The organism is Pseudoxanthomonas sp. SGNA-20 (assembly GCF_003931635.1).
Taxonomy (GTDB): Bacteria; Pseudomonadota; Gammaproteobacteria; order Xanthomonadales; family Xanthomonadaceae; genus Pseudoxanthomonas.
Map to the genome: position 1 here is coordinate 1 of NZ_RRYK01000009.1, position 25,828 is coordinate 25,828.

Annotated in this window: 34 protein-coding genes and 3 pseudogenes; 23 read left to right on the plus strand and 14 right to left on the minus strand. The window is 69.8% G+C overall.

The annotated features are described in order from the left end of the window. Positions 1-301 (plus strand): annotated as a pseudogene (locus EIM48_RS13180) (DDE-type integrase/transposase/recombinase); the annotation flags it as partial. A 587-nt stretch (positions 302-888) separates the two neighbouring features. Here EIM48_RS13180 and EIM48_RS13190 read toward each other — a convergent pair. Together EIM48_RS13190 and EIM48_RS13195 are read right to left on the minus strand one after the other, a co-directional pair. Continuing rightward, positions 889-1,863: an alpha/beta hydrolase gene (locus tag EIM48_RS13190; RefSeq protein WP_125111855.1), complete on the minus strand. Its 975-nt coding sequence runs from the start codon at positions 1,861-1,863 to the stop codon at positions 889-891. A gap of 158 nt (positions 1,864-2,021) precedes the next feature. Next, positions 2,022-2,777: an SDR family oxidoreductase gene (locus EIM48_RS13195; protein ID WP_125111856.1), complete on the minus strand. Its 756-nt coding sequence runs from the start codon at positions 2,775-2,777 to the stop codon at positions 2,022-2,024. Positions 2,778-2,864: 87 nt separating this feature from the next. Here EIM48_RS13195 and EIM48_RS13200 point away from each other — a divergent pair, with 87 nt between their 5' ends. The 5 genes and pseudogenes from EIM48_RS13200 (at position 2,865) to EIM48_RS13215 (ending at position 5,032) form a co-directional block, all read left to right on the plus strand. After that, positions 2,865-3,419, plus strand: a complete 555-nt coding sequence (locus EIM48_RS13200) for a TetR/AcrR family transcriptional regulator (RefSeq protein WP_125111857.1) — start codon at positions 2,865-2,867, stop codon at positions 3,417-3,419. Positions 3,420-3,576: 157 nt separating this feature from the next. Beyond that, a pseudogene (locus EIM48_RS13205) lies at positions 3,577-3,729 on the plus strand (transposase); the annotation flags it as partial. 365 nt (positions 3,730-4,094) lie between these two features. Continuing rightward, a complete protein-coding gene (locus EIM48_RS13210) occupies positions 4,095-4,343 on the plus strand; it encodes a hypothetical protein (RefSeq protein WP_125111859.1) in 249 nt (82 codons plus the stop codon). Positions 4,344-4,384: 41 nt separating this feature from the next. Continuing rightward, positions 4,385-4,519: a hypothetical protein gene (locus EIM48_RS15690; protein ID WP_255416939.1), complete on the plus strand. Its 135-nt coding sequence runs from the start codon at positions 4,385-4,387 to the stop codon at positions 4,517-4,519. 21 nt (positions 4,520-4,540) lie between these two features. Next, positions 4,541-5,032, plus strand: a complete 492-nt coding sequence (locus tag EIM48_RS13215; protein ID WP_199728430.1) for a glutathione S-transferase family protein — start codon at positions 4,541-4,543, stop codon at positions 5,030-5,032. Here EIM48_RS13215 and EIM48_RS13220 read toward each other — a convergent pair. The 6 genes and pseudogenes from EIM48_RS13220 to EIM48_RS13245 all read right to left on the minus strand — a co-directional run. Further along, positions 4,994-5,608, minus strand: coding sequence for a GNAT family N-acetyltransferase (locus tag EIM48_RS13220; protein WP_233581695.1), 615 nt, complete (start codon positions 5,606-5,608; stop codon positions 4,994-4,996). The genes EIM48_RS13215 and EIM48_RS13220 overlap by 39 nt on opposite strands. Further along, positions 5,605-6,042, minus strand: a complete 438-nt coding sequence (locus EIM48_RS13225; protein WP_026010617.1) for a transcriptional regulator — start codon at positions 6,040-6,042, stop codon at positions 5,605-5,607. The genes EIM48_RS13220 and EIM48_RS13225 overlap by 4 nt, the downstream gene beginning before the upstream one ends. A 40-nt stretch (positions 6,043-6,082) precedes the next feature. Continuing rightward, complete coding sequence (locus tag EIM48_RS13230) at positions 6,083-6,574, minus strand: AraC family ligand binding domain-containing protein (RefSeq protein WP_199728431.1); 492 nt, start codon at positions 6,572-6,574, stop codon at positions 6,083-6,085. An 8-nt stretch (positions 6,575-6,582) separates the two neighbouring features. Further along, positions 6,583-7,332, minus strand: coding sequence for a CPBP family intramembrane glutamic endopeptidase (locus tag EIM48_RS13235; RefSeq protein WP_125111860.1), 750 nt, complete (start codon positions 7,330-7,332; stop codon positions 6,583-6,585). Positions 7,333-7,458: 126 nt separating this feature from the next. Next, positions 7,459-7,977 (minus strand): hypothetical protein, encoded by a 519-nt coding sequence (locus EIM48_RS13240; protein WP_019399051.1) that lies wholly within the window; start codon positions 7,975-7,977, stop codon positions 7,459-7,461. Then, positions 7,974-8,714: pseudogene (locus tag EIM48_RS13245) on the minus strand (recombinase family protein); the annotation flags it as partial. The gene EIM48_RS13240 and the pseudogene EIM48_RS13245, both read right to left, overlap by 4 nt. A gap of 15 nt (positions 8,715-8,729) precedes the next feature. Between EIM48_RS13245 and EIM48_RS15460 the strand changes: the two are divergent. After that, on the plus strand, positions 8,730-9,116 hold the full coding sequence (locus EIM48_RS15460; protein WP_199728432.1) for a hypothetical protein: 387 nt from the start codon (positions 8,730-8,732) through the stop codon (positions 9,114-9,116). Positions 9,117-9,283: 167 nt separating this feature from the next. Here EIM48_RS15460 and EIM48_RS13250 read toward each other — a convergent pair whose 3' ends face one another. Both EIM48_RS13250 and EIM48_RS13255 read right to left on the minus strand, forming a co-directional pair. Beyond that, complete coding sequence (locus EIM48_RS13250; protein ID WP_019399054.1) at positions 9,284-9,625, minus strand: hypothetical protein; 342 nt, start codon at positions 9,623-9,625, stop codon at positions 9,284-9,286. Further along, a complete protein-coding gene (locus tag EIM48_RS13255; RefSeq protein WP_125111861.1) occupies positions 9,622-10,611 on the minus strand; it encodes a hypothetical protein in 990 nt (329 codons plus the stop codon). The genes EIM48_RS13250 and EIM48_RS13255 overlap by 4 nt, the downstream gene beginning before the upstream one ends. A gap of 578 nt (positions 10,612-11,189) precedes the next feature. On the opposite strand from EIM48_RS13255, the gene EIM48_RS13260 reads away from it, so the two are divergent. The 8 genes from EIM48_RS13260 to EIM48_RS13295 all read left to right on the plus strand — a co-directional run bounded on the left by EIM48_RS13260 (position 11,190) and on the right by EIM48_RS13295 (position 16,873). After that, a complete protein-coding gene (locus EIM48_RS13260) occupies positions 11,190-11,897 on the plus strand; it encodes a hypothetical protein (RefSeq protein ID WP_019399056.1) in 708 nt (235 codons plus the stop codon). Between the two features lie 87 nt (positions 11,898-11,984). Continuing rightward, entirely contained in the window at positions 11,985-12,623 is a 639-nt protein-coding gene (locus EIM48_RS13265) for a hypothetical protein (protein ID WP_125111863.1), read from the plus strand. A 189-nt stretch (positions 12,624-12,812) separates the two neighbouring features. After that, a complete protein-coding gene (locus EIM48_RS13270) occupies positions 12,813-13,961 on the plus strand; it encodes a GGDEF domain-containing protein (protein WP_026010618.1) in 1,149 nt (382 codons plus the stop codon). A gap of 110 nt (positions 13,962-14,071) precedes the next feature. Next, on the plus strand, positions 14,072-14,818 hold the full coding sequence (gene map / locus EIM48_RS13275) for a type I methionyl aminopeptidase (protein ID WP_125077279.1): 747 nt from the start codon (positions 14,072-14,074) through the stop codon (positions 14,816-14,818). Between the two features lie 143 nt (positions 14,819-14,961). Next, positions 14,962-15,438, plus strand: coding sequence for a DUF3592 domain-containing protein (locus tag EIM48_RS13280; RefSeq protein WP_158675218.1), 477 nt, complete (start codon positions 14,962-14,964; stop codon positions 15,436-15,438). Continuing rightward, positions 15,435-15,932 (plus strand): DUF3592 domain-containing protein, encoded by a 498-nt coding sequence (locus EIM48_RS13285; RefSeq protein ID WP_125111865.1) that lies wholly within the window; start codon positions 15,435-15,437, stop codon positions 15,930-15,932. Before EIM48_RS13280 ends, EIM48_RS13285 begins: the two co-directional genes overlap by 4 nt. A 75-nt stretch (positions 15,933-16,007) precedes the next feature. Then, a complete protein-coding gene (locus tag EIM48_RS13290; RefSeq protein WP_125111866.1) occupies positions 16,008-16,229 on the plus strand; it encodes a DUF4287 domain-containing protein in 222 nt (73 codons plus the stop codon). Next, positions 16,226-16,873: a glutathione S-transferase family protein gene (locus tag EIM48_RS13295; RefSeq protein ID WP_125111867.1), complete on the plus strand. Its 648-nt coding sequence runs from the start codon at positions 16,226-16,228 to the stop codon at positions 16,871-16,873. The genes EIM48_RS13290 and EIM48_RS13295 overlap by 4 nt, the downstream gene beginning before the upstream one ends. Positions 16,874-16,986: 113 nt before the next feature. Here EIM48_RS13295 and EIM48_RS13300 read toward each other — a convergent pair whose 3' ends face one another. After that, positions 16,987-17,397, minus strand: coding sequence for a hemerythrin domain-containing protein (locus EIM48_RS13300; RefSeq protein ID WP_019399064.1), 411 nt, complete (start codon positions 17,395-17,397; stop codon positions 16,987-16,989). Between the two features lie 339 nt (positions 17,398-17,736). Between EIM48_RS13300 and EIM48_RS13305 the strand changes: the two genes are divergently transcribed. From EIM48_RS13305 to EIM48_RS13320, 4 genes are all read left to right on the plus strand, one after another. Beyond that, the gene (locus EIM48_RS13305; protein WP_125077282.1) at positions 17,737-18,075 is read left to right on the plus strand and encodes an excalibur calcium-binding domain-containing protein; all 339 of its coding nucleotides are present in this window, start codon (positions 17,737-17,739) and stop codon (positions 18,073-18,075) included. A gap of 130 nt (positions 18,076-18,205) precedes the next feature. Next, positions 18,206-19,780 carry a tannase/feruloyl esterase family alpha/beta hydrolase gene (locus tag EIM48_RS13310; RefSeq protein ID WP_019399066.1) on the plus strand — a complete coding sequence of 525 codons (1,575 nt, stop codon included), beginning with the start codon at positions 18,206-18,208 and terminating at the stop codon, positions 19,778-19,780. A gap of 491 nt (positions 19,781-20,271) precedes the next feature. After that, positions 20,272-20,574 (plus strand): hypothetical protein, encoded by a 303-nt coding sequence (locus EIM48_RS13315; RefSeq protein ID WP_125077284.1) that lies wholly within the window; start codon positions 20,272-20,274, stop codon positions 20,572-20,574. 125 nt (positions 20,575-20,699) lie between these two features. Beyond that, positions 20,700-21,497 (plus strand): GGDEF domain-containing protein, encoded by a 798-nt coding sequence (locus tag EIM48_RS13320; RefSeq protein ID WP_233581698.1) that lies wholly within the window; start codon positions 20,700-20,702, stop codon positions 21,495-21,497. A 129-nt stretch (positions 21,498-21,626) separates the two neighbouring features. Here EIM48_RS13320 and EIM48_RS13325 read toward each other — a convergent pair whose 3' ends face one another. Then, positions 21,627-22,061, minus strand: a complete 435-nt coding sequence (locus EIM48_RS13325; RefSeq protein ID WP_125111869.1) for a hypothetical protein — start codon at positions 22,059-22,061, stop codon at positions 21,627-21,629. Between the two features lie 219 nt (positions 22,062-22,280). On the opposite strand from EIM48_RS13325, the gene EIM48_RS13330 reads away from it, so the two are divergent. Further along, the gene (locus EIM48_RS13330) at positions 22,281-22,652 is read left to right on the plus strand and encodes a glycine zipper 2TM domain-containing protein (RefSeq protein ID WP_019399070.1); all 372 of its coding nucleotides are present in this window, start codon (positions 22,281-22,283) and stop codon (positions 22,650-22,652) included. Positions 22,653-22,672: 20 nt separating this feature from the next. Then, positions 22,673-23,158, plus strand: coding sequence for a pyridoxamine 5'-phosphate oxidase family protein (locus EIM48_RS13335; RefSeq protein WP_019399071.1), 486 nt, complete (start codon positions 22,673-22,675; stop codon positions 23,156-23,158). Between the two features lie 111 nt (positions 23,159-23,269). Here the strand turns inward: EIM48_RS13335 and EIM48_RS13340 are convergent, their stop codons facing one another. Further along, positions 23,270-24,040, minus strand: coding sequence for a glycine zipper domain-containing protein (locus tag EIM48_RS13340; protein ID WP_125111870.1), 771 nt, complete (start codon positions 24,038-24,040; stop codon positions 23,270-23,272). A 162-nt stretch (positions 24,041-24,202) separates the two neighbouring features. On the opposite strand from EIM48_RS13340, the gene EIM48_RS13345 reads away from it, so the two are divergent. Next, entirely contained in the window at positions 24,203-24,874 is a 672-nt protein-coding gene (locus EIM48_RS13345; RefSeq protein ID WP_125077287.1) for an SDR family oxidoreductase, read from the plus strand. Positions 24,875-25,061: 187 nt separating this feature from the next. Here EIM48_RS13345 and EIM48_RS13350 read toward each other — a convergent pair whose 3' ends face one another. Further along, positions 25,062-25,349, minus strand: a complete 288-nt coding sequence (locus EIM48_RS13350) for a hypothetical protein (protein ID WP_125111871.1) — start codon at positions 25,347-25,349, stop codon at positions 25,062-25,064. 196 nt (positions 25,350-25,545) lie between these two features. Between EIM48_RS13350 and EIM48_RS13355 the strand changes: the two genes are divergently transcribed. Next, entirely contained in the window at positions 25,546-25,824 is a 279-nt protein-coding gene (locus tag EIM48_RS13355) for a hypothetical protein (protein ID WP_125111872.1), read from the plus strand. Positions 25,825-25,828 lie beyond the last annotated feature (4 nt).

Sequence of the window (25,828 nt, forward strand, 5' to 3'; positions counted from 1 at the left end):
TCTGCCGGGCGCGGTGCGCCCGAATGCGGTCTGGAGTTACGACTTCGTCCACGACCAGATGGTCGACGGACGCGCCTTGAAGATGCTGTGCGTGATCGACGAATACACCCGGGAATGCCTGGCCATCGAGGTCGGGGCCAGCCTGCGGGCACAAGACGTGGTCCTGACGCTGTCGCGACTGATGCGGCTTTACGGCAAGCCGGCCTTTGTCCGCTCCGACAACGGCGCCGAGTTCACGGCGGCCAAGGTGATGCGCTGGCTGCGCGACGCGGCGATCGGCCCGGCGTTCATCGCGCCGGGCATCTTCATGGCGACCCGCGAGACGCTCGGGGCGCAGCCAGACCTTGCAACGGCCGCGCGGGCGGTCTGGAAGCGGACATCAGACCCGGGCCGAGCCGCTGAATTCAGATTGTTCTTCGCGGTCTATGGGCGGGCGCTTCAGGCGCCGCAGCAGTTCGGTGAATTCCTCGATCACGTCGTTGCCGACTGGATGAACTCCCTCATTGAGGTGCTAGGGCCGGAAACCGACCCAGCGGTAGCTAGGCGCAAGGCGACGCTTGTAATTGCGACGATCCGCGGGCTTTTGCTCGACTTGCTCGCCACCGGGGATCGGGACCGGGTTCAAGACGCGGCGGAAAATTATCTGGCGACGATCGAGCTTGAAGGGTCGCGTGGACGTGTCTAACCGCGACTGCCGGTCGGCCAGACTGCGGATTCCGACTGAAGCCGGCCGGGTATTCCGAGGCGAAGCCGGCCGGCATTCTGATTTGAATCTGTCGCGCAGCAGCGCCTCCGCGCCCCGCTCCGCCACGACCGCGCGCAACGGTCAAGAGGTGCTCGTCGTTCTTCCTGGCGTCCAGCTCGCATCAGGTCGCCCCGACAGGCGGATCACCTCTCCTGGTCGCGTATACTGCCAAGGAAGCTGGCAATACCCCGATTTCCTGCGGTAGCGAGCTCGCTGTCGAAAGAGTTGAAGCCATGGATCCCGCCTGGATAGATCGCAAGGTGCGAGATATTGCCCGCAGCCTGCCATCGCATGTGCATGAAGAGGCTATCGTCCAGGAGCGGATCAGCCGATCCAACGCTAAACAATGCAGGCGGTAGTCCCTGAAGGTCCGCATAGAGCGGCGAGATTCTCGGGTCCCGGAGATCGAGTTGCCCAGCAAAGGCGCTCGTGAACTGCCGCATGGCTTCGAGGCTCACGAACGGCGCTCCTTGCGCCAGGCGCACGCTCGGCGTGAGGGAAAGATCGAAACAGCCGAACAGGAGACTTGCGGCGCGGAATGCACTTCCGTGGCCGAGATCGCGTAAGCGAAGCAGTGTCAAGGCTGCGAGATTGGAGCCCGCAGACTCGCCGCCGATCGACAGCCAGGAGGTGCCGAATTCTTCCTTCGCATGTTCGACCAGCCAGCACGCCACGGCGACGCAATCATCGATCGCCGCTGGGGCGGGATGTTCAGGCGCCAGTCGATAGTTGGGGCTGACGGCCACCATGCCTGCCTCGCGGCCGAAGAGCTCGAACTGCTGATCCCAGGTGTCATTGCCGCCGGCTATCCAACCACCGCCATGAAGATGCAGATATACCCCGCGCACTTGCTGAGGGACGAGAACCCGCAGCTCGATCGGACCGCCTGGGCCGTCGATTGTCATCGTTCGCGCTCGGGGTGACTTCGGCGAGGCCGGAAGACCAAGGCCCCCATTTAGATAAGCCTCTCGCATCTCGGCCAGGCTCGCTGGGGGTGACAGCGAGGCGAGATCCTTCGCCAGCTTCTCATTCACGGCAAGGGTGGACGCCAGGACGGCCTCGTCGCGAGTGAATGAGGCAATCGGTCGGTCGGCTGAGACGAGATAGGGATTGTCCATATTGGTAAGTTCCACGTTTTGACAGTGTGGGTTCGTCCCGCTTCGGTGCATCTTCCCATCGAGATGGGTGAACCCGGATCCGCTCGGGGTCGATCTCTAACGAGAACCACGCCGGGTTCCCGCATGCGGTCAGCTCCCCCAACATTGCCCTGCCGGACTCATCGGGCCGTCATTCCGCCATCGACCCGGTAGTTCACGCCAGTGATGAACTTGCCCCGGTCAGACGCGAGCAGTGCCGCCACCTCGGCGATGTCTTCGGTCGCGCCGATGCGGCCGAGCGGAACATATTGAAACCACTCGTCGCCCGAAATCGGGAACTGCTTGCGCAACTCGTCGGAGTTCGGTATCGAGATGGGGCCGGGCGAGACGACGTTCACACGGATGCCGCTGGGCCCGAGTTCCACGGCGAGCGTCCGCGAGTAGTAGTCGAGCGCGGCCTTCGCCGCCCCGTAATGCACATCGAAGGGGAACGGAATCGTCGCGGCCGTGGACGAGATGTTCACGATCGCCGCGGCTTTCGAGTCCCGTAGCGCGGGCAGGACCGCGTTGGTGAGCCGCACAGCGGCGAGCAGGTTGAGCGCGAGATCGCTCTGCCACTCCTCATCGGGGATCGATTCGGAGCCTCCCAGGAAGGCGCGCGACCCGCCCGCGTTGTTCACGAGGATATCGAGACCGCCGAGCGCGGCGAGCGCCTCCGTGGCGACGGCCTTCACCCCTTCGTTCGTCGTGAGGTCGCCGGCGACGAAGGTCGCCGCCGCGGGGGTGGTATCGCTGCGCGACCGCGCGGCCACGACGACCTCGGCGCCACCATCGAGGAGGCGCTGGGCGATCGCCGCGCCGATACCTTTGGAACCGCCGGTGACGAGAGCCCGGCGGCCGACGAATTCCTTCGAGAGATCGAGCTTGTTGGACATGATGTTCCCTTCGGCACGCATATGTGCGACAGTGGAGCATTGCTCCGTATATATCCGGAGCAGCGCCCCGATTGTCAAGAGGAGCATATGCGAGCCGACGCCCGAGAAAACTACGAGCACCTCCTGGCCGCCGCGCATGAAGCCATCGCCGAGCACGGGGCTGAAGCTTCGCTGCGCGACATTGCCCGTAGGGCGGGTGTGGGGCTGGGCACGCTATACCGGCACTTCCCGACGCGGGAGGCGCTGCTCGAGGTCCTGCTCCGCACGAGACTGGACCAGCTGACGCAAAACGCCGGCGAGCTCGAAACCGGGAGTCCACCCGGCGCCGCGCTCGTGTCGTGGTTCCTCCAGGCCGTGGCGTTCGTTCGTACCTACAATGGTGTGGTGGCCCTGATGGCGGCCGCCATCGAGGACCCGGAGTCCGCGCTTCATGCGTCCTGTGAGACGGTGCGTTCGGCTGGCACGCGGCTCCTCGTCCGCGCTCAGGCGGAGGGAACAGCGCGGGCGGATATCGATGGGACGGACCTGTTCGCACTGATCGGAGCGCTCGGGTGGGTCGGCGATCAACCGACCTTCTCCCCGCGCGCCGGACGCCTCGCCGATCTCGTCCTTGGTGCGATCCTCACGCCAGGGGAGGGCTGACGGCCGTCGCGCCGGGCTTTGAGCTGGCGGTCTGGTATGCGCTGGCCCGCCCGCCCTGCCGGAAGAGATCATCGGCCAGCTGGATCGTGCCCTGCACCTTGCGCTGAAGTCCGAGGAGGTGACGCGCCGGCTCGCTCAGGTGAACATCGATGTCGCGGTGGAGCATCCGTTCCGAGTGGTGAAGCGGCAGTTCGGTTACACCAAGGTGCGCTATCGCGGGTTGGCGAAGAACACGGCGCAGGTGTTGACGCTGTTCGCGCTGTCGAATCTGTGGATGGCGCGGCGACGTCTGTTGCTGCCGACGGGTTAATCCGTCTGTTGGACGGGGAAAGCCGTCGAAAAGCGTCAGAAACGGCGCAAAATCCATCATATCGAGGTCGACTTGGCGCCTTGACGCTGAAATCCAAGCATCAGAGCGCTTTGATCAGACCTTCCCTAACAGTTCATTCAAGCCGAACCCGCTTCGCGGCTCGATTTAATTCGGGCGTTGGACGACCGTCACGGCAATCACGTCTGATTCGGCGTGCCGCCCAGGCAGAACGGCTCCAAACACGCCAGCAGGTCGCAGCGCCTGTGCTGGAACATCGGTTCCCTCAGTAATACAGGCGCGCCACCGAGCTGGTAGCGCGCCTGCATCGTGCCGAACAAAAGCCAGCATCAGTGCATGGACAAGCGGTGCAACGGTTCTGCTCGTGCCACTGCATAGACCGCTCGTTCCTCGCTTACGCCGGATCGGCGGGAAGCACCGTTCCCAAGCGACTGGGCTTCTATCTGGTCCAGCAGGCCACGTACCGTCTCCACGGCGTCGAAGATCGCATGGCCGATCAGGGGCAAGGTGCCGTAGAGAAAATTCCTGGTGCTGAACTCGGCATCGTCGTTGCGATGTTGGTCATCGCCATCTTGGCGATCGTGAAGCCGGCCTAGAACTGCTATTCACCAGTCGCCCCGCCAAAGAAGGAACTGCGATGGACACGTATCGCCTCCATTACTTCCCCGAGTCAGGCAACAGCTACAAACTGGCGCTGATGCTGACGCTCTGCGGCCAAACCTTTGAGCCCGTCTGGACGGATTTCGGCTCGCGCGTGACGTGGACGCCGTAGTGGCGGCGCACGGTCAATCCGATGGGTGAAATTCCGGTGCTGGAGGTCAATGGCCGCAAATTGACGCAGACAGCGCCAATCTTGCTGCAGCTTGCGGCCCAGTATGAGAAGTTCGGGGCGATCAATGACGAGGAGACCTACGAGCTTCTTCGCTGGCTCTTCTGGGACAACCAGAAGCTATCCGGTGAAATGGCGACCTATCGCTTCTTGCGCACATTCACGCCACAGAGTGATCCGGCCGTGCTGGCCTGGCACCTGGCCCGGGTGAAGGATTTTCTGGGCATCCTTGAGCAACACCTTGGCGCGACCCCCTTTGTGGCGTGCGGACGCCTGACCATTGCAGATATGTCGATGTGCGCTTACCTGTCTTACCCAGAGGATGAGACAGGGATCGACCTGACGGCCTCATATCCGAACATTGCGGCCTGGCTGGATCGGCTGGCGCAAGTGCCAGGCTGGAAGTCGCCGTACGAGCTATTGCCTGGCAAGCGGCTGCAGAAATGGGTGGCGTAGGTGCGAAACCTGAAAGCACGGCAAGGCAAGGATATCCAGCGTCGAGGACTGAGGCAGCAGTTTCATTACCGTGTTCCGCGAGGTCTTCGGCACGACGCCGGCCGCTCGACGCACCGGGCCCCATCGCGTCCAGGCCAAGGCCCAGAATGGATCCTCGCGGCTCGGCGCGGCCAGGCGCTGCCAGCCCAGCACCTCGAAGAAGGCCAGGGCCTCGGGGTTGTCCTCGGCCACGTAGGCACGAAAGGATCGGCGCTCGCGCAGCGCGGGCTGCGCCAGCAAGGCCGCCCAGGCCCGCCATCCCCAGCCTTGGCCGCGGCGCGTCGGATCGACGGCAAAGTCAGTGATGACCCAAGCGCTCTGCTCGGGATCGGGGGTGAGGCCGATGACGGCGACCAGCGCCGCATCGGATCGCACCGCCCATTGCTCGCCCTCGGTGTCGGCCAGGACATGGGCCAGCCAATCCTCGTCCATCGGGCCCAGATGCCGGTTCAAGCGCGCGTCGGCGTACCAGGAGCGGTAGGTGGGGAAGTCCTCGGCGGCAAAGCGTCGCACTTCAAGCTTGGGTTCGGGCGTCATGGGGCGAGGCCAATCTGGAGTTCGATGCGGTTGTCGGACGAGTCGGGGCCGTGCCAGGCGTGGTAGACCTCGCGGGTCTGTCCGCTGGGGGTTCGCCCTGCTGCCGCGATGGCGTCCAGCAGGGCTTGGTAGCCCTGCGTAAACAAGCCCTCCAATGGCCCGCAGTAAACCGTGCGCATGCAAGACAGCGCCGGCAACTCCTCGGTGCCCGGGCCGGACACCGGCAGGCAGATGTCGAGATCAAAGGGGGTGTGCCCGTCGTGCGGCAATCCGTGCGCCGCGAAGATGGGCGGTCCTTGCACGGTACGGCCCTGGGCGCGAGCCAGGGCTTCGAGCTCGGCGCAGCAGGGCCCTGCCATCTGCGCCACTTGCGGCAGCCGCACGGTCAGGCGACGGCGCAGCACGGGGATGACCGGGGTGGTGTGAAGTTCCATGGCAGATCCTTGCATGATGAACATGAATCAGACGACGCTTTCAGCGTTGCGTGAAAGCCAAGCGCGCGCCCAACAGACTCAGCAAGGCCTCGTGGGCAGCCATGGCCTGGGCAGGTGCCTGCTCGGGCAGTGTGGGGCCGGTCACGCACGCGAAAGCCTGCCGAAAACCGGCTGCCAGGCGGGCGTCTCGAAGCACCGGCTGGGTGAACTCGGCGGCAAGGCGCACACCATCGGCGCCCATGTCGTCAGCCCAGGCTCGCAAAACGCCGACGTCTAGGTACAGCATGCGCCAGCGCCGCCCGGCAGGGGTGAGCGCCGCGCCGTCGTGCACCTCACCCGGATTGACCGTGATCACATCACCCGCCCATGCTTCGACGGGGCCCCGCCCTGAGGCCGAACGTTGCGCGCCGCGGTCGATCAGGCCGATGCCGAACTCGTCATGCGTGTGGCGCGCAAATGACCGCGCCGTGTCGCCGACGACGGCGCGCACGCCCTTCAAGGCACCAGGCCGCAGGGGGAAGGCCGCTGGCATGGCGGGCATCATCCCCAGGCGCGGGCCGCCAGCAGCCCCAAGTGGGTGCTGGCGTGCGCGGCCATGGCCGCTTCCAGGCCGTGACGGATGAACACGACGGCGTACACCACGCCGCCCAAGGCATTGAGCACCAGCGTGCGCGCCACGATGGCGGGGCTCAAGTCGATCTGTGCTGCCAGCATCGGCAGGTGGGCCGCGCCGAACGCCAGCGCTGAGACGACCACCGCCAGCACCAGAGTCAGCCGCTGGCGGCGCTCACCCCACACGCGGGCCAATCCCCAGGCCAGCAAACTCATCACGCCCCAGCGCGCGATCACCTCCTCGGCCAGCCCGCCGTAGAGCGGGCCGATCCACCACGGGGAACTGGGTTGGGCCGACTGGGCGTGCACCAAGGCCTGCCAGGCGGTGCCCAAGTGCGGCGCCCAGATCCGATCAAGCCCGTGTACGAGACCGCCCACGCACGCACCGAGCAGCAAGACCCCTGCCCATGTCTGGCCAGGCGGGCAGGTGCCTGTGCCGGCCAGCGCGCTGCGCAAGCCCACCCGATGGGCCAAGGCCGCCCCCACCGCGCTGGCGGCCAGCACCAGCAGCCCGGGCTGGACGATCAAGACCGCCCGCTGGGCCCAATGCGGCAGCGCGGCCCACTGTGCGGCGAGGTCCGCGGGCACGGTGGGCAGTGGCTGGCCCAGCAAGGCGAGCACGCCCACCCAGCCCACGAGGGCCACGGGCCAGGTGCGACACCACCACTGGGGCTTCATTGGGGTTGACATGCGGGGTGATGAGTGCGGCAGGACGATTGCCATATTTTCACCGCTGACAGGTTCCTCAGGCCACTTTTGTCGAAGCGGAGTGGGTGCCCCATTGCGCCCGCAGTGCTTGCGCCCTCACCCGTTTCCAGTGAAATGATGAAAACTGCGATCATTTTCCTTCGCAAACCCCAAGACTTCGCGCTGTTCGGACCAATCCCGTGGTATCAGATCGTGCCGGCCGCGCAGGGTCTGCAAGTTCAGGTGTCGCGGCTGCCGGCCATCGAGGATGGCTTCGATGATGTCGGGCGCCAGCATCGTGAGCCGCAGCACCTCGGCCACCCAACCGGGCTCCAGCTTCAGTGCCCGTGCGAGATCGGTGGCGGTCGGGTAGCGCCCCTCGTCGAGCAGGCGCTTCCAGTAGAAGGCCTTGCCCACGGTCTTGATCATCGGGACGTCGAGCCCGCCCGATGCCCGCGCGGCATCCCCGGCCGCCGGGGGAATGAGCAGCTTGCGGTTCTGACGGCGCTTGATCGTGAGCGGCACCAGGGTCACGCGCTGGCGGCCGCTCACGTAGCTGCGGGTCTCGGCCCCGACCTCGATGCGGACGGTGAGGAGGCGCGGGTTGCCAACGACAGTGGTGCGCTTGTCGGTCATACACAGGTCTCCTCGGGCTTGGCGCGCGCCTCCTCGACGAGGGGATGTGCCGCGATGTCCGGGCCGAGTCCGATCCATCCGTCATCGCGCCAAAGGATGTCGAGCCCATGCTCATGCAGTTGGACCCGCTCGATCAGCAGCCGCGCGATGCGTTGCTGCTCGGCCGGAAACAACTGCGCCCACACGGCGCCGATGCGTCGCATCGCCACGACCACCTGGGCTTCGTCGAGAGCCGCGCCAGCGGGGTGACGTTGGCAGGCGCGCCAGGTGCCGATCAGCACCTCCGGCGCCGAGAGCGCCGCGTGGATCTGCGTCAGCACTGCGTTCTCGATCTCGGCTGCGGGCAGGTGGCCGATGTCGGGCACATCCGGCGTCAGGTTCGCGCCCGCATTGCGGCGCTTGTGCAGGTAGGGCACGTAGTAGCGATACATGCGCCCGTTCTTTTTCTTGACGAAGGTGTGCAACATGCGCTGGCCATCGGGCGCGAAGAGCAGCCCGGCCAGCAGGGCCGGATGTTTGGCGCGGTGCTCACGCGGTGCCTGCTTGCGGCGCTCGATGAAGGCGTGGGCCGCCTCCCACAGTTCCTGCGGGACGATGGCCTGGTGCTGAGCGGCGTACCACACACCCTTGTTGCGGATCTCACCCAGGTAGATCCGGTTGCGCAGCAGGGCAAAGATGTACTGCTGATCGATGGGGCGGCCCCTTCGTTGCCGCCCGCCCTGCGTCACCCAGGCCTTGGTGGTGTGCCGTCGATGGACCTGGCCAACAGTTCGGAATTCTGGCTGCCGATGGACGAGGCCGCCGCACGCGAGGTCGAAGCCAAGCTGGCCGGCAAGCGCGACGGCAACGGCAACGCGGACGTGCCGCTGGTCGTGAAGGGGTACGTGTTCCTGGCCTCGGCCATGTCCGACAACGGCGGCGAGAAGGCCACCGTCAGCAGCGCCCGGCTGGAAGCGGTCGTGTTCCCGGATGCGTTCGACCTGCTGGTGCCGGGCACCGGCGAGGTGCTGGTGACCCTGGACAAGAAGGTCCTGCCGGCCGGCTTCCCGGCCGACAAGTACTTCCTGACCCGTCCGTATGACCGCCACGGCGCGCAGTCCGCCCAGCTGGTCAAGGCGAAGATGGGCATCGAAGGCTGACGCCGTTGCGCATTGTGTAACGGTGCCACCCGGGCTGCGTGGCGTGGCCCGGGTTGTTCAGATGGGAAACAGGGGCCAGGGTCGGGTTTCCTCTGGTTCTGGCCCTTTTGTTCCGGGGCGGTAGCGCACGCGATCCTCGTCATCCAGGAAGCGTGGCGGGCGGGTGCCTAGGCCTTGGCCACGTTCTCCAGCAGCTGCGTGAGCGCCGTGGCGACGTTGGACGAGGAGCGGACGATGGTGGCGATGTCCTCCGCCTTCTTGCGCGCCTCCCTGATCGCCTTGTTCGCAGCCTTGGCGTCGTCGAACAGCGCCTGGATCCTGTCGTTGTTCTTTTCCAGCGCGGCGGTGGCGGCCATGGACCAGTTGGCGTGGTGCTTCCAGTAGTTGGCCTGGATCTTCTGGATCAGCTCCGCGTTGCCCTGGGCGGCGGCAATGTCCGCGGCAAGGTTTTCGGTGGCGTCCTGCAGGGCGCGCTGGAATTCCCTGAGCCTGGTGTCCTTGATCGTCACGGCGCTTCCTCCGCGGCCTGCCCGTCGGGTTCCTCGAGAAGTTCAGCCCACAGCCTGATCTCGCCCAGGGCCCTGGCGACGTCGTCCAGCGATAGCGGCTTGCCGGCCTCGAAGTCCTCGTGCAGGGCGATAAGGGCTTCGAAGGCGCTGATGTGCGACTGGTAGGCCGCGCGGCTCGCGGCGGCGAGGCGGCCGGCCTGGTGTGCGTGGACGGTGCGCGCCAGGGCGAGGACGACCGGATCGCTGGCCTCCAGTTCCATGGCCGCTCCCAGCCGGTTGCGGGAAAGGAAATCGTCGACCAGCGGCCTGGGATCGAGGAGCCCGGCCTGCAGCAGGACATCGGCCAGCTGCAGGCGGTTGGTGTGCAGGATTTCGCTGATGCCCTGATAGACCTCCGCTTCCTCGCGCAGCAGTTCGAGCAGCCGCTGGTCTATCTCCCGCAATGCCCGGCTGGTTTCCAGCAGGCGTCGCTTCTGCGCGGTCCTGGCCGATTCCCCTGCCGCCTTGCGCGCGATCTTCGTGGCCGGAAGCGCCAGCAAGCTGGTCCCGCCCGTCAGCAAGGTCATGGCACCGGCCAGGTTGTTGACGCTGTCGGCAAGCTCGCCGAGGGACTGGTCGATATCGAACGCGGCGTCGTACTCCGCTTCCTCCAGGAAGACGCCATAGGCCGAATGCAGCTGGGACAGGGCGCGGGCCCTCAGCGATATCACCCCTGCAAGCTTTTCGTCCGCCGTGAGCACATCGCCTGGTGCCTGGCTGATCCCGCACGGCGAGGGTGTTGCCGGCGCCGTGCACGTGGCAACCGTCAGCAGCACCGCGCTGCGTTCGGGAAACCCGCCGACCTCGCCGGCCAGGTCGGCCAGCGCGGCCTGGCCCGCTTCGGCGGCCTTCTGTCCGGCAGCACCGAGCTTCAGGGCTTCCTCCCTCGGCACCGAGGCGCATCCGGAAAGGAAGAGCAGCAAGACACACATCAGCACGCGTGACATCCGTTCACTCCCTTGGTCGTGGAACGTGGAACGGGAACTGCGCCAGGAGCAGCGCGGCGTGGTCCTGCGCGCTGCGGAACGACCGGTGCGGCAAAGGTCGGCCCTGACGTGCCGGGGATCCATTGGGAGCCGATCCTGGCAGGCCGGGATGGTGCCCCTGGCACCGGATACATCTTATTTGCGCCGGGGGCAGTGCGGCGGGCGCCGCGCGCCGGCGGCCGACGGCCGGCCTGGAGCCGCGCAACGGGGTGGTGCGGGTCCGCCACTGGGGTGGAGGCACGGCCGGATTGCGAACGGGGTTGAGCGGGGTCAGGTCCACTTCCGCGGCCTGGGCCTGGTCCGCCGCGGCAAGGGTCCGGCCGGTTCCGGAAGATCCAACCGGCCTTGCAGGAGGCGAACCTGACCCCGTCTGCCGTGTTTGCCACCCCGTTTGCCGGCTGATGTCCTGGCTGTCTGGCCGCCCAACGGTGCCATCCGTGGTCCGTTTCAAGCGGCCCGGCCAGGTAATAGAGTCCCCATGGCGGAACGCGCCGGAGTGGGGGGGGAGGGGGATGGCTGGAAAGGCACTGGTTTGCGCCATGACGGCGCTCGCGCTGACTGCGTGCGCGACGACGAAGTACACGATCACGCCGGTCGATACCGGCGCGGCACAGCTGAGCTATTACAACGGGCGGCCGACGGCCGATCTGGAGCTGCGCAACGGGGCGGTGCGGGTCACGCCGCTGGGGGTGGAGGTCAACGGGCGGATCAGCTTTGCCGTGGCCGGCTACAACAAGCTGGACATGCCTTCGGACTTCGGGCCCGGGAACTTCACCGCGCGGGTGGGCGGGGCCTGGGTGCCGGTCTATTCGTACGAGGACCTGGAGCGGGAGGCGGAGTCGGCGGCGACCTGGGCGGCGGTCGCCGTGGCCCTGGCCGGGGTGGCCACGGCGGTGGCGGCCACCAACAACGCCTATACCAGCGTGGACACCACGGTTTACACGCCGCGCGGTCCGCGCCTGGCGCGCACCACCTGGTACGACCCGGCGGCGGCCGCCGCCGGGACCGCCGCGGCCACGGCGCTGGCCGCCGGCGGCATCTACCTGATCGACCGCGAGCTGCACGCGACCCTGGAACGGCTCGGCAATACCATCCTGCAGACCACCACGGTCGGCCCGCAGGAGTCCTGGGGCGGGCAGATCGTGGTCGGCAAGGCCAGGGGCCGGGCGCCGTACGAGGTCGACGTGGTCGCGCACTGGAACGACGAGGACTACGTGTTCCGCTTCCGGGTCGAGCGGCGGCGTTAGCCATGCCTAAGGTTTGCCTCCGCCCGGCCGATAACGGATGCCTTGTCCCTGCCCGCGCGCAGGGCGTCCCCCCAATGCAGGTGATCCGTGAAGCGAATTCTGTCCAAGGCCGCGGCGGCGGCGCTGATGGTGCTGCTGCTGGCCGGCTGCGGCGAGGACCGGCCCAGTGACAAGGTGGCCGAGCCGGTGGTGCGCAAGCTGGCCGAGACCGACCTGGCTGATGGCCTGGAAATCGTGGATTTCCAGCGCAGCAATGGCCAGCTGGATCCGGATTCGGCCAACCGCTACCGGGTGACCTACACCTACAAGCTGCAGCTGGCCAAGCCCTACGGCGAGTTCATCCTCGGCCTGGCCCGCGGCCTGAACGAGGAGCTGCAGCAGTCGGCGGCGCGCCAGGCGCAGTCGGACATGGACTTCGGCGCGCTCCAGGACGGGGTCAACCTGATGCAGTCCGTCATCGTCGCCTCGCAGTGGATCAACGCCCAGGGCGACGGATTCGCGCCGCGTCGCGACGCGATGCTGGCCGCCTGTGCGCCGTGCCGTGCGTTCTGGGAAAGCGCCGATGCGCCGGAGCAGGCCGAGCTGCGGCGGGTGTCCTTCATCGTCGCCTGGAACCACCTGGAGCAGATGCAGTTCGCCGACGACTTCCAGGTCGGCGACGGCGTCGAGCGCCACGCCTGGCACAACTTCGAGAAGACAGAGAAGGGCTGGCTGCCCAGCAACTGACCGCAGGCAGCCGCGCGGCCGGATCCGGCTGCGTTGCATTACCCCCGGGCACGGGTGTCCCGTACCCCGGGGTGGCGGTTGCCACGACACGGTCCGACCTCCCGCGCGCCGGAAGGGGCCCGCGCCAGCGCGGGTCCGGCGCTGGCAGCCCGATGGTTCGCGCGTCCACATCCGTCCAGGGACTGACCGATGGTTGCCACCGTCCTCGTAGGCATGCTGTGTGTCTACTCGCTGAGCTTCGCGGTGATGTTCCTGCTCATCGGCCGGCGCCTGGGAAGCGACCGCATGGGCATGGATGCGTTCGCGGCGGGCAATCTCATCCTCGGCGTGGCCTACGTGCTGCAGCTGATGGAGTCGCCCGGATGGGGCTGGATGGGGGTGGTCAACCACTGCTTCACCCTCGGCGCGCTGGTGGCGTACTGCATCGGCGGCGCGCGCTTCTTCGGCAAGCGCGTGCCCCTGCTGCTGCCGCTGTGCGCGGTGGTGCTGGGATATGCCGCGCTGCAGGCGGTGGTGCACTGGGGCCTGGGCGCGGTGGCGCGCTATGCCCTGCTGTCGGCGGTGTGCTCGCTGTGCTTCGCCTTCATGATCGTGGCCCTGCTGCTGGGCCTGCGCAGCTACGCGCGCAACCTGCGCGGAGAGGTGGTGCTGTTCGTGCTGCTGATCGGCGGCATCCTCGTGCTCAACCTGATGAAGCTGGGCAAGCTCGTGGACGGCGGCCTGGAGGCGCTGGACATGGACGCGCGCTTCCAGATGGTCTTCTACATCTACATGTGCTCGCTGGCGACGATCATGCCGCCGTCGTTCGTATGGCTGGTGCTGCGCCGCCTGACCGACCAGTTGCGCGGGATGGCTGCGCGCGATCCGCTGACCCGGCTGCTCAACCGCCGCGGCCTGGCCGAGGCGCTGGAGGCCTGCTTCCAGCGCCCGGGCGCCGATGCGCGGTTGCTGATGATCGACGTGGATCATTTCAAGCGCATCAACGACCGCCACGGCCACCAGGCCGGCGACGCGGTGCTGTGCGCGGTGGCCACGGTGCTGCGCGGTGCCGTGCGCCCGGGCGACCTGGTCTGCCGGATGGGCGGCGAGGAGTTCGCGGTGGTCTGCCCGGGCATCGACGCCAAGGCCGCGTGGAGCCTGGCCGAGCGCATCCGTGGCACGGTCGAGGCCGAGGCCCTGGGCCATGACCCGGCCCATCAAGCCCTGCGCTGCACCGTCACCATCGGCATCTCCGGAAGCTTCGCCAGCACCGCCGCCCTGGAGCAGGCCATGCAGGCCGCCGACGCCGCGCTCTACCGCGGCAAGAAATCCGGCCGCAACCGCATCGAGGCGGCCTGAAGTGCGGCCCGGTCCCGGCATGGGCGGCCTGCACCACCAGCAGGGGCCGGTCGCTCCCGCGCGGCAGCGCTGTTCCATTCCCCGCCGCACGCCAGGAGTAGACTCCGCGCATGACCATCGAATCTCCTGCCGACCTTGAGGGCCTGAAAGTCATCGGCGGCATCGTCGCGCGGGTGCGCGAGGCGATGCTGGCGGCGGCCGTTCCGGGCATGACCACCGCGGAACTGGACGCCATCGGCGAACGCATGCTGGCCGACGCCGGGGCGACGCCGGCGCCACGCGCGGTCTACGGTTTCCCGGGCGCGACCTGCATCAGCGTCAACGAGGAGGCCGCGCATGGCGTGCCGGGCCCGCGCGTGCTGCGCGCCGGCGACGTGCTCAACGTGGACGTCTCGGCCGAGCTGGGTGGCTACTATGCCGACACCGGCGGCACCCGCGTGCTGCCCAAGGCCTCGGCGCGCGATACCAGGCTGTGCCACGCCTCGCGCACTGCGTTGGCGGAGGCGCTGAAGGTCGCCCGCGCCGGGCAGCCGCTGAACCTGATCGGCAAGGCCATCGAGGCCACTGCGCGCCGGTTCGGCTTCCGGGTGATCGAGAACCTGGGCAGCCACGGCGTGGGCCGCAGCCTGCACGAGGAGCCGGACCATATCCCCGGCTACTACGACCCGACCGACGCGCGCGTGCTGGAGGAGGGCATGGTGATCACCATCGAGCCCTTCATCTCCACCCGCACCCGCGTGGTCGAGGAAGCCGGCGATGGCTGGACCTTGCTGGGCGCGCCGGGCAACCGCTCGGCCCAGTACGAGCACACCCTGGTCATCACCCGCGACGCGCCCATCGTCCTGACCCTGCACTGAGCATCCCCGGCCGTTGCCAGCGGCCGCGGTGGTGCCGGATGATCCGACGCCGACAGGGCAGGCGCGGGGCGGGGGGGCGTCGGCCCCGCCACGGGATTGGTGGTCGCCTGCCCGGGGCCACAAGGGGACGGGCAACACAGGTGTTGAAGCAGCTGTTCTGGGCGCTGTTCGTGCTGCTGGGCGCGGCCTTGCTGGCCGCGGGCCTGCACGGGCTGTACCACGCCGCGGCCTCGCGCGACTGGCCGGCCGTGGAAGGCGTGGTGCTGGATGCCGGGCTGGACGTCCGCCGCTCCCACACCTTCCTCCCGCGCGTGCACTACCGCTACCAGGTGCGCGGGCAGTCCTACGAGTCCACCCGCCTGTACTTCTCCGGCCTGCCGGTTTCCAGCGACCGCAAGGGCGCCGAAGCCATGCTTGCCGGCCTGGCACCGGGGCGGAAGGTGGCCGTGTTCCACCACCCCGCCCGGCCGGAGCTTGCGGTGCTGCAGCCGGGGATTACCGCGGCCGCCCGCCTGCCCCTGTTCGGCGGGCTGGCGTTCATGGGCTTTGGCCTGCTGTGCCTGTACCTGGAACGGCGCGCGTGGCGCAGGGCGCGCCGGGCGACGGAGGCCGGCACGTGAGCGTGGTCGAGTACGTGGTGCGCATGTGGCACGGCGCGGCCGCCGGCGACAGGCAGGCGCTGCTGTTCTGGATGTGGATGTACGCCTCGCTGTGCTGCGGCTACGGCGCGTGGTACCTGCTGCGCATCCGCCGCTGGCCCGCGGCGGCCGGCACCCTGCGCATGCTGGAACAGCGCCAGATCGGCGTGGCCCTGCTCCGGGCGGAGCGTACCTACCGCATGAAGGCCGACTATGAGTACGAAGTGGACGGCCGTCGCTACCGTGGCTCGCGGGTGACGGCCTGGCCGCTGGCTGCCTCCGGCGCCCTCCGCGGCCTGCTCGAGCTGCAGCGCCTGGGCGTGCACGCGGACGGCGACCGGGTGCGGGTGCTGCACCACCCGACCCGCCACCACCGCGCCTTCCTGGTGCGTCCGGGGTGGTTCGGGATCGGTTTCCTGCTGGTCCTGGCCCTGCTGCCACCGCTGCTGTACTTCGCCCACTACGGACTGCGCTAGGCGGCGCGCCCGCAATGTCGATCGGGGCGCGCCCGGGACGTCGTACCGGCGACATCCCCGCGCACGGAGCACGCCATGGGCAATCCAGCAGGGGCCACCGGGCCCGCGTCCTACTTCCCCTCGATCGAACGAACCTACGGCAAGCCCATCGCCCACTGGCTGGCGGTGCTGGACCAGACCGCCGGACTGGCGCACATGGACCAGGTGGCCCTGCTCAGGCAGACCCACGGCCTGGGCCACGGCCATGCCAATGCCCTCGTCGCCTGGCGCCGTAGCCGGCAGGGGAGGGGCGCATGAAGCTGCTGTACAGCCGCAACCCCAACCCGCGCCTGGCCGTGGCCACCGCGCGCTACCTGCAGGCGCCGGTGCAGTTCGAGTTTGCCGCGCCGCTGGCGCCGGGCCAGGCCGAGCGCTACCGCCCGCTCACCCCGGCGCTGCGCGTCCCGATCCTGGTGTACGACGACGGCAGCAGCCTGTGGGAAACCGACGCCATCGCCTGCCGGCTGGCGCGCGAGGTGCGTTCGCCGTTCTGGCGCACCGGCATGGACGAGCCGGCAATGCTGCAATGGCTCAGCTGGGGCAAGCAGAACTTCGTGCGCGCCTGCGACATGGTCCAGTTCGAGTACGTGACCAAGCAGCGCTACGGCCTGGGTCAGGTGGACCGGGGCGAGGTGGCCAAGGGCCTGGCGCTGTTCGCCGAAAGCGCCGCGCTGCTGGAGGAACAGCTGGCCGCGCGGCCCTGGCTGTTGCGCGACGGGATCTCCTATGCGGACTTCCGCATGGCCAGCTTCCTGCCGCACCACCAGATCGCCGGCCTGCCGCTGCATGACTATCCGGCGATCCGCGCCTGGTACGCGCGGATCGAGGCGCTTCCGGCCTGGTCCGATCCCTTCGCCGGACTGGACGCACCGGAGCTGCCGCCGGTACCGCAGGCGGCCTAGCTGCCCGCGGCCACGAGGTGCCGGCGATGGCGGACATGCCGTTCCTGGGGCCTGGCCTGGGCTCGCTGGCGTTCTTCGCCGCCGCCTTCGTCGCGCCGGTGGCGGCGCCGCGCTCAGAGCCGGCCGGCGGCCGGATACAACTCCCGGTCCTCGCGGCGCAGGCGTTCGTACAGCGCCCGCAGCACGGTGTTGGCGTCGCTGCGGAACGCTTCCGGGTCGGCCTGCAGCCGCGCCGGCACCCGCCAGCGCTCGACGAAGCGGCCGAAGGCCTCGGCCAGGCCCTGCATCTCGGCCTGGTAGCGGGAGCTGAGCGCGGCCAGGTCGGCGCGGCCGCTGCGCGCCAGGCGCGGGTACAGCACCTGGTCCTCGGCCGCCAGGTGGAACTTGATCAGGCTGGCGGTGCCGACGATGGCCTGGCTGATGGCACCGGCGTTGCCGGCGATCCCGGCCCGTGACAGCGAGCGCAGGGTCTCGATCTGCTCCAGGATCGTCGCGTGGTCGCGGTGGTAGCGATCCATGTCCATGGCGTGTTGCAGTCCTCGCGTGCATGGGCGGATGCCCACGCGCGCACTGTGGCGGTCGCCGCTTCGTGGTGCCCTGACCTGGGTCAAGCGCGGGCCATGCCGGCCGCAATCCGCAGGGGCTGGGCCACGCATGCACGCCGCGGCGCGTGCGGGCAAATGCAGCAGGACGGAGGTAGAGCAGGCGTTGCAGGATGCGGGGGTTCCCGCCGGCGCAGGCATGCGCCTGCGTCGACGAGCGGTCCGCCCCGGCCCCAGTCCCGGAGGGGTGAACCAGTGTCCGATTGCATGCCAGGGCATTTGGCGGTACCTGTGTGCGGACACCGGGAGGGAGGGGGATCCATGCGCAACAGGCGCAAGTCCAGGTCTTGGTGGTTGCTGCTGGTCGTGCTGCTCGCGCCGCTGGCCCCGCTGGCGCAGGCCCACCCCGGCGGGCTCAACGCCGAGGGCTGCCACCACGACCGCCGCAACGGCGGCTACCACTGCCATCGCGCGCCCGCCGGCAATGCCGCCAGCCAGGCGCAGTCGCTGCAGGCGCCCGCGCGCGCGGCCCCGGCCAATGGCCGTGCCTTCCGCAACTGCGCCGAGGCACGCGCGGCCGGCGCCGCCCCGGTACGCCGCGGCGATCCCGGCTACGGCCCGAACCTGGACCGCGACAACGACGGCATCGGCTGCGAGTAACCGCGCCGCCGCATTGCCTTCCGCCGGAAGCGTGCCGGAAGATGCGGCCGTCTGCGCCGTCCTGCATGCCGTCGGCTGCCGGCGCGCGCGGGCTGGACGGAACCGTGACCAAGGGGAGGATGCGATGCGGATGACCGGAGCGGCCCTGCTGGGCCTGGTGCTGCTGGGCGGCATGGCGGGCGAGGCGCTGGCCGCGGGCAAGGGCGCGGATGCGTGCCAGGCGCTGGTGGGCTTCACCGATGCGCGGCTGCGGCTGGAAGTGACCGCGGCCGAGCGCGTGCCCGCGGCGCCCCCGGGCACGGTGCGCGCGCAGCCCTACCTGCCGCCGGTGGCGGTACCGCTGCCGGCGCATTGCAAGGTCTCCGGCCGGATCAACGACCGCACCGGCGCCGATGGCGTCCGCTACGGCATCGGCTTCGAGCTGGCCCTGCCGGAGGGCTGGAACGGGCGCTTCCTGTTCCAGGGCGGCGGCGGGCTCAACGGTTCGATCGCCCCGGCACTGGGCACCACCGCCGCCGGCGACGCGCCTGCGCTGGCACGCGGCTTTGCCGTGGTCTCCACCGACAGCGGGCACAAGGGCGAGGGCTTCGACGCCTCGTTCATGCGCGACCAGCGCGCTGCGCTGGACTTCGCCCATGCCTCGGTCGGCACCACCGCCCAGGCCGCGCTGCTGCTGGTGGAGCGCTACTACGGCAAGGCGCCGCACCATTCGTACATGGCCGGTTGCTCCACCGGTGGCCGCGAGACCATGCTCGCCACCCAGCGCTATCCGGAGCTGTTCGACGGCGTGATCGCGGTGGCCCCGGCCATGCGCACCGGCTTCTCCAACCTGGCCCTGGCGCATGCGCGCAGCAGGTTCATGCAGGCCGCGCCACGCGATGCCCAAGGCAAGCCGCAGCTGGCGCGGACCTATTCGGCCGCGGACAAGGCGCTGGTCCTGAAGGAACTGCTGGCGCAGTGCGACGCCCTGGACGGCCTGGCCGACGGGGTGATCGAGAACGTGCTGGCCTGCCGCTTCGAGCCGAAGCGCCTTCAGTGCAAGGCCGGCAAGCAGGACGGCTGCCTCTCCGCGGCCCAGGTCGCGGCGCTGGAGGAGGCGTTCAAGGCACCGCGCGACGCGGCCGGCGCGCCGCTGTACGTGGACTACCCCTACGACACCGGCATCGTGTACGAGGGCCCGGGCATCCCCGGCTTCCTGCCGGCCGAGGGGCCGGACATCCTCGCCGCGGTGATGCCCCCGGCCGAGGGCTTCGACGCCGATGCCCAGGCCCGCCGGGTGCGCGCCGACGCGGTGCAGATGCTGACCGACACCGACACCTGGACCAACCTCGGCGGCTTCCTCGGCCGCGGCGGCAAGGCCATGTACGTGCATGGCGTCAGCGATCCCTGGTTCTCGGCCTGGGACACGCTGGACTACTTCAGGCGCGCCGAGGCGGCCAACGGCGCCCAGGCCTGGAACGACGCGGCGCGGTTCTACTTCGTGCCGGGCATGGGCCATTGCGGCGGCGGCACCGCGCGCGACCAGTTCGACCTGCTGACCCCGCTGGTGGAGTGGGTGGAACAGGGCCGCGCGCCCGGCCGGGTGCTGGCACGCGGGGCTGCCCTGCCGGGCGAGCGCCCGCTGTGCCCGTACCCGACCCATGCGCATTACCAGGGCGGCGATCCGGCCCACCCGGACAGCTACATCTGCCAGGCCGGCGACTGAGGCCGGCACCGGCCTGTTCCCTCCATGCGCGGCCGCTTGGCCGCGCCGCGATGCCGCTGCTGCTCGCCACGCCGTTCTTCGGTCCGCGCGCGCCTGGGTGCGCGACCAGGGGCGCGGCCCCGGCGAGGCGTTCGCGCCCGCGTTGCGGCGGCAGCGGTTGCCCGTGTGTCCGATGGACGCCGCGGCTGCCCGGCGTGCGGGTCGCCAGCCGTACCCGCGCCGGGTTCCATGCCGTGCGGCGTCGGGCGCCGGCGGACCTGCTGTAGGGGCTTCCCCGATGGCCAGGCCGCGGGGATGCCGGGACACTAGGCCGCGCCGGGGGCGTGCGCGGGAGCCGGTCGCCAGCCCGGGACCCGGGCGGGCACCGGCCCAGGCCTGCGCGCTCCATACGCACTGTTCAAGTCCGGCGGGCGGCGGCCGTTAACGATGGTGTCGGACCTCGCCTGCTGTTTGCGGCGGGGTGCGACTTCCCAGTCCAGCGAGCGGTCCTGATGGTTTCCACTGCATTCCGCACCGACGGTGAAGGCGATCCCGTGAACCCGCCGCGGCGCTATGGCCTGTTGCGGCGGTTCGAGCCGCAGCTGGAGGCCGAGTACCGCCTGTTCCAGGACGCCGCCCTGGTGGCGCGCATCCGCTGGGCACTGGGGGCTGCGGTCGGCGTGCTGCTGGCCTACGCCATCCTCGACCTGTTCGTGGCGCCCCCGCCGATCATGGGCGAGGTGGTGTTCCTGCGCCTGCTGCTGATGGTGGCGCCGCTGGTGCTGCTGCTGGCCGCCTCGTTCCGCGAGGAGTGACGTGGCATCCTGCACCGCCTGGCCGGCCTGGCCTGCCTGTGCACCGCGCTGGGGGCGGTGGTCCTGGTCACCCGCACCCGCGCCCTGGGCATGCCGCAGGACTACGAGGGCTGCTGCGGGTGCTGATGTACCTGTACGGCTGCGGCGCCATGCGCCTGCACACCGCGATCCTGTGCGGCACCACCACCGTGGTGTATCCGCTGGCCGAAGCGGTGGCCGGCCTGCCGGCCGACGAGCTGGCCATGCGCACCGTGTTCACCGTCACCACCAACATCATCGGCATCATCACCGCCTGGGTGCTGGACCAGGAGGGGCGCGGCAACTTCCTGATGGCGCGCCAGCTGCGCGGCATGGCCCACCGCGACTACCTCACCGGCCTGCCCAACCGCCGCGCCTTCGCCGAGCGGATCGACGCGGTGTGGCAGCGCGCCCGCGCCGAGCAGCGGCCGCTGGGCATCGCGCTGATGGACGTGGACTGGTTCAAGGCCTACAACGACCGCTACGGCCATCCGGCCGGCGACCGCGTGCTGCGCGCGGTGGGCCGGGTGCTGGGCGCGCACGCGCGCGGGCCGCTGGACATGGTGGCCCGCTACGGCGGCGAGGAATTCGTCTGCGTCTGGTACGACGCCAGCTTGGCCGACGTGGAAACCACCCTGGCGGCGATCCATGCCGACATCGCGGGCCTGGGCATCGAGCACGAGGGCTCGCACGTGCCCGGCAAGCGGCTGACCCTCAACATCGGCCTGCACTACCTGTACCCGCAGCCGGGCAGGGCGGTGACCGAGGCGCTGCTGCGCGCCGACCAGGCGCTGTACGAGGCCAAGGCCAGCGGCCGCCACACCACGGTGGTCACCCTGGGCGACCAGGGGCCGGCGCCCCTGCCGGCCGAGGCGGCGCAGCTGGAAGAAGCCACCCTCGGCTGAGCCGCCGCCCCGGGGACGTCGTCCGCACGCGCGGGCATCGGGCCTGCGGGGCAGCCGTGTCCCGGCGCCTCCGCGCCAGGCTGCATCCGCCCCTGGTCCCGGCAACCTGCCGCCGGCACTGCGCAGGAGCTAGCAGGGCCCCTCGCGCGGGAACGAGCCGGCCAGCGCCACCTCCAGCAGCAGCATGAGGATCAGGCCGCGCGCCCCGAACAACAGGCTGCAGATCGCCAGCAGGCCCAGGGCGATGGCCACCAGCTGGCGCCGGCGGCGGACCGCGGCGCGGCCGCCGCGTGCCAGGTAGGCGGCCAGCGCCGCGCCCAGCCCGGACAGCACGCCCAGGAACACGTTGTCGCGGCCGGCGAAATCGGTGAGCGCCGCCAGCCCGGCGACTTCGGGGGCGGCGACCCGCGCCAGCAGCCAGGTGCCGGCGACCGCGGTGGCCGTGCCGGCGCTCCAGGCCCAGCGCGACCAAGCGGGAGAACGGGACCTGCGGTCGGCCCGGGGCCGGTGACCGCCACTGTCGCGGCCACCGCCCGCCGCGGCGCGAGGATCAGCTGTGCGCATATCGACCTGTGGGTTGTTTCCCCTGCAGCGCAAGCTTCCCGTGCCACTGGGGGGGCGCGCTATCAGGGAATTCTGACCCCTTCACGGAAGTTCACACTTTCACGGGTCTCACGTCGATGAACCCCCGCTGCGGTGCGCACCCGTGCAGCGCCGGTTTTTCACCGTCGTTTGTCCGCGCCTGCGGAAGGCTGCGGGGACACACACGACGGAGGACCCTCCATGAACACCCGGAAGATGCTTCGCCTGCTGGCCGCCGCGCCGCTGCTGCTGGGAGCCGGCGTGGCCGGCGCGCAGCAGACCTACGGACCGGAGGACGAGGGCCGCCGCTTCAGTGACGGCAGCCGCGTGGTCTGCGAGGAAGTCGAGGTCGCGCAGAACACCAAGGATCCCAACCGCATTGCCGGTACCGCCACCGGTGCGGTGATCGGTGGCCTGCTCGGCAACCAGGTCGGCGGTGGCAAGGGCAAGAAGCTGGCCACGGTCGGCGGCGCGGTCGCCGGTGGCGCCATCGGCCGCAACATCCAGGGCAACAACCAGGAGCGGCGCGGCCAGCGCCAGGTCGAGACCCGCTGCGAGCGCGTCTGGCGCTGATCCCCACACAGGAGCCGGAAATGGCCAGTCCCGAGGAACTCGAACGCAAATTCTGGAAGGCGCTGAAGTCGGACATGACCGTGATGCTGGGCGTGGACGGCATGGAGGACGGCCACACCCGGCCGATGACCGCGCAGCTGGAGCACGAAGGCCATGGTCCGATCTGGTTCTTCACCTCCACCGACAACGCCCTGGTGCGCGAACTGTCCGGCCCGCGCCGGGCCACGGCCGCGTTCGTGGCCAAGGACCACGACCTGTTCGCCAGCATCGGCGGGCAGCTGGCGGTGGATACCGACCGCGCGGTGGTGGAGCGGCTGTGGAACCCGTTCGTCGCCGCCTGGTATGAGGGCAAGGACGATCCGAAGCTGGCCCTGCTGCGCCTGGACCCGGACCAGGGCGAGGTCTGGCTCAACGAGAACAGCCTGTTTGCCGGGGTGAAGATGCTGATGGGCATCGACCCCAAGCAGGACTACAAGGACAAGGTCGCGCGGGTCGACCTCGGCTGAGGCAGGCCGGCCGGAAAGGGGGCGGCGGAGGCGCGCCCGGCGCGCCTCCGCTGTTGTCCGGCGATGCTGCCCTGCAAGGCCCGGCGCGCCCGGGCCTTGCCGTTGCGGCGCTCAGCGCCGCGTGTATCCGTCGTCCGGGAACAACCGCTCGGCGCCGTGCCAGGCGTCCCACACCGCGTCGCGGGCGTCCTCCCAGTCCAGGCGCGAACTGCCGCGCGCGCTTTCCCAGCCGCGCTCCAGTTCCTGCTCCAGTTCCGCGTCCCAGACCCGCCCGTGCAGGTTGCTGCGGGCGTAGGTACCGTAGCGGTAGGCCGGCCGGTAGTCCTCGTAGTCGTAGTCGCTGAGGTAGTAGTCGGCCGCCTCGTACTGGTCGGCGTAGTAACCGTCGGTCGCCTCGTAGGCGCGGTAGGTGCGGTCCGAGCGCTCGAACGCGTCGCGCACCGCGTCGCGTGCCTGCTCCCAGGTCAGGCGCGAGCCGCCCCGGGCCTGCTCCCAGCCGGAGCGGGCGCGTGCCTCCAGCGAGGCGTCCCAGCGCTGGCCGGCACCGGACTGCTCGCGCACGTCCAGGCCGTAGCGGTAGGCCGGGGCGTAGTCGCTGTCGTAGTCGAAGCCCGGGTCGTTGTAGGGGCGGTTGGCGTACTCGGTGCGCCAGTATTCGGCCTCGGCGGTGGGATCCAGGCGTTCGGCCACGTTCTTGCCGGCGGCGGCGCCGGCAAGCGCGCCGACCGCGCCGCCGACCAGCGTGCCGATCGGTCCCAGCAGCGAGCCGACCGCGGCGCCGGCGACGGCGCCGCCGGTGCCACCCACGCCCACGCCCACCGGATGGGAACCGGGCGCGCCGGTGATCGGATCACGGTTGAGGTCACGGGGTTCTTTGCTCATGGGCTCACCTCCAGGAGACGGCCCTTGGCGGGCCGGGGAAAACCCGCACCCTTGCACCGGCACCGTTCAACGGCCGTGTGCCGGGTGTCAGCCGCGGATGAAGGCGCGGCCTCGCGAGGGCAAGTCTAGAATGGCCGACCCCACGTTTTGCAAGGAGTTCCCATGGCCACCTACCTGATCACCGGCGCCAACCGCGGCATTGGCCTGTCGCTGGCGCAGCAGCTGCGGGCACGCGGCGAAACCGTCATCGGCGTGTGCCGCCAGGCCAGTGATGCGCTGCGCGCCAGCGGGGCGGAGGTCATCGACGGCGTCGACGTTTCCGATGCGCAGGCCGTGGCCACGCTGCCGGAGCGGCTGCAGGGCCGGCGCATCGACGTGCTGGTGCTCAACGCCGGCATCTTCAGCAACGAGACCCTGGAGGCGCTGGACGCGGACGCGTTCGCGCGCATCCAGCGCCAGTTCGAGGTCAACACCCTCGGTCCGCTGCGCGTGGCCGCGGCGCTGCAGGCGCAGCTGGCCGACGGCGGCAAGATCGGCATCATCACCAGCCGCATGGGCTCGGTGGAGGACAACGGTTCCGGTGCCTACTACGGCTACCGCGCTTCCAAGGCGGCGGTGAACGCGATCGGCAAGTCGCTGGCGGTGGACCTGGCTCCGCGCCGGATCGCGGTGTTCCTGCTGCACCCGGGACGGGTCGGCACCGACATGCTTGGTGGCCAGGGCGACATCGGTCCGGACGAGGCGGCAGCCAACCTGATCGCGCGCCTGGATGGCCTGACCCTGGCCGAGACCGGCAGCTTCTGGCACGCCAACGGCACGCCGCTGCCCTGGTAAGCCGCTTCCTCCCTGCAGGCGGGCGGTCCTGCCTGCCGGGAGCATGCCGATGCGGCGGCCAGGCCACCGTGCCGGGCATTCGCAGGTACGTGCGATACCCCTCATCCGGCACGGCGGATCCACTGGCCTGGAAAGGCGATGGTGCCGGGCTCCGGCCGCAGGAGCCCGGACTGCCGCATGGCCGGCGTCAGCCCCCAAACCCCGGACTGGCCTGGGCCGCGCGTGGCGGCTCGGATTCCTCGCCGTCGAAGGTGGCGGCGGTATCGGGCGTGCCGCCCAGGCCGACGACGTCGGAGCTGGCGCGGGCTTCGTCGCCGCCGTCGATATCCTCGCGGCGCGGATCACCATGCGGCGGCGTGGTGCCGGCATCGTCCGCCACGGCGTGGCTGGAACCGCCGTCGGACTTGTGCCGCTGCCAGGCGCGGTAGGCGACGACGCCAAGCGCGGCAACCGCCACGGTGCGCAGGATTCCCATGGTCTTGCTCCTCAGTGTTCGCGGGGAAGGAGATCCGAGGTTGGAGCCTGTGCGGTTAGGCGGACGTGACCCGGCGGTGCAGGCGCCGTCATCCGCACGCGGATGAATGGCAGCCGCAACGCGGCGCCGATTCCACGGGCGTTTCATGGGGCGCGGCGCAGCATCCGGACGGACATATCCCGATCCGGAGCGCACCATGGGCAAGCCACCCAGCACCCACGACGAACGCCAGTCCGCCTACCGCGGCAAGGGCCCCGACACCGATCCGTCCGGACACGGCCGCAAGGATCCGTCCGCGCCGCTGCCCGCGGAGGGCTCAGGCGAAGGCTGGTACCCCCGCGGGCACGGCAAGGGCGGATCGCTGGGCGAGGGCGAGCCGGAAGGCCGGCCGCGCCGCGATGGCAGCACCCAGCCGGACTTCGGCCAGCACGACGCGCTGGAACAGGCCGCCGGGCGCGACCGCGACGACGACTGAGCCG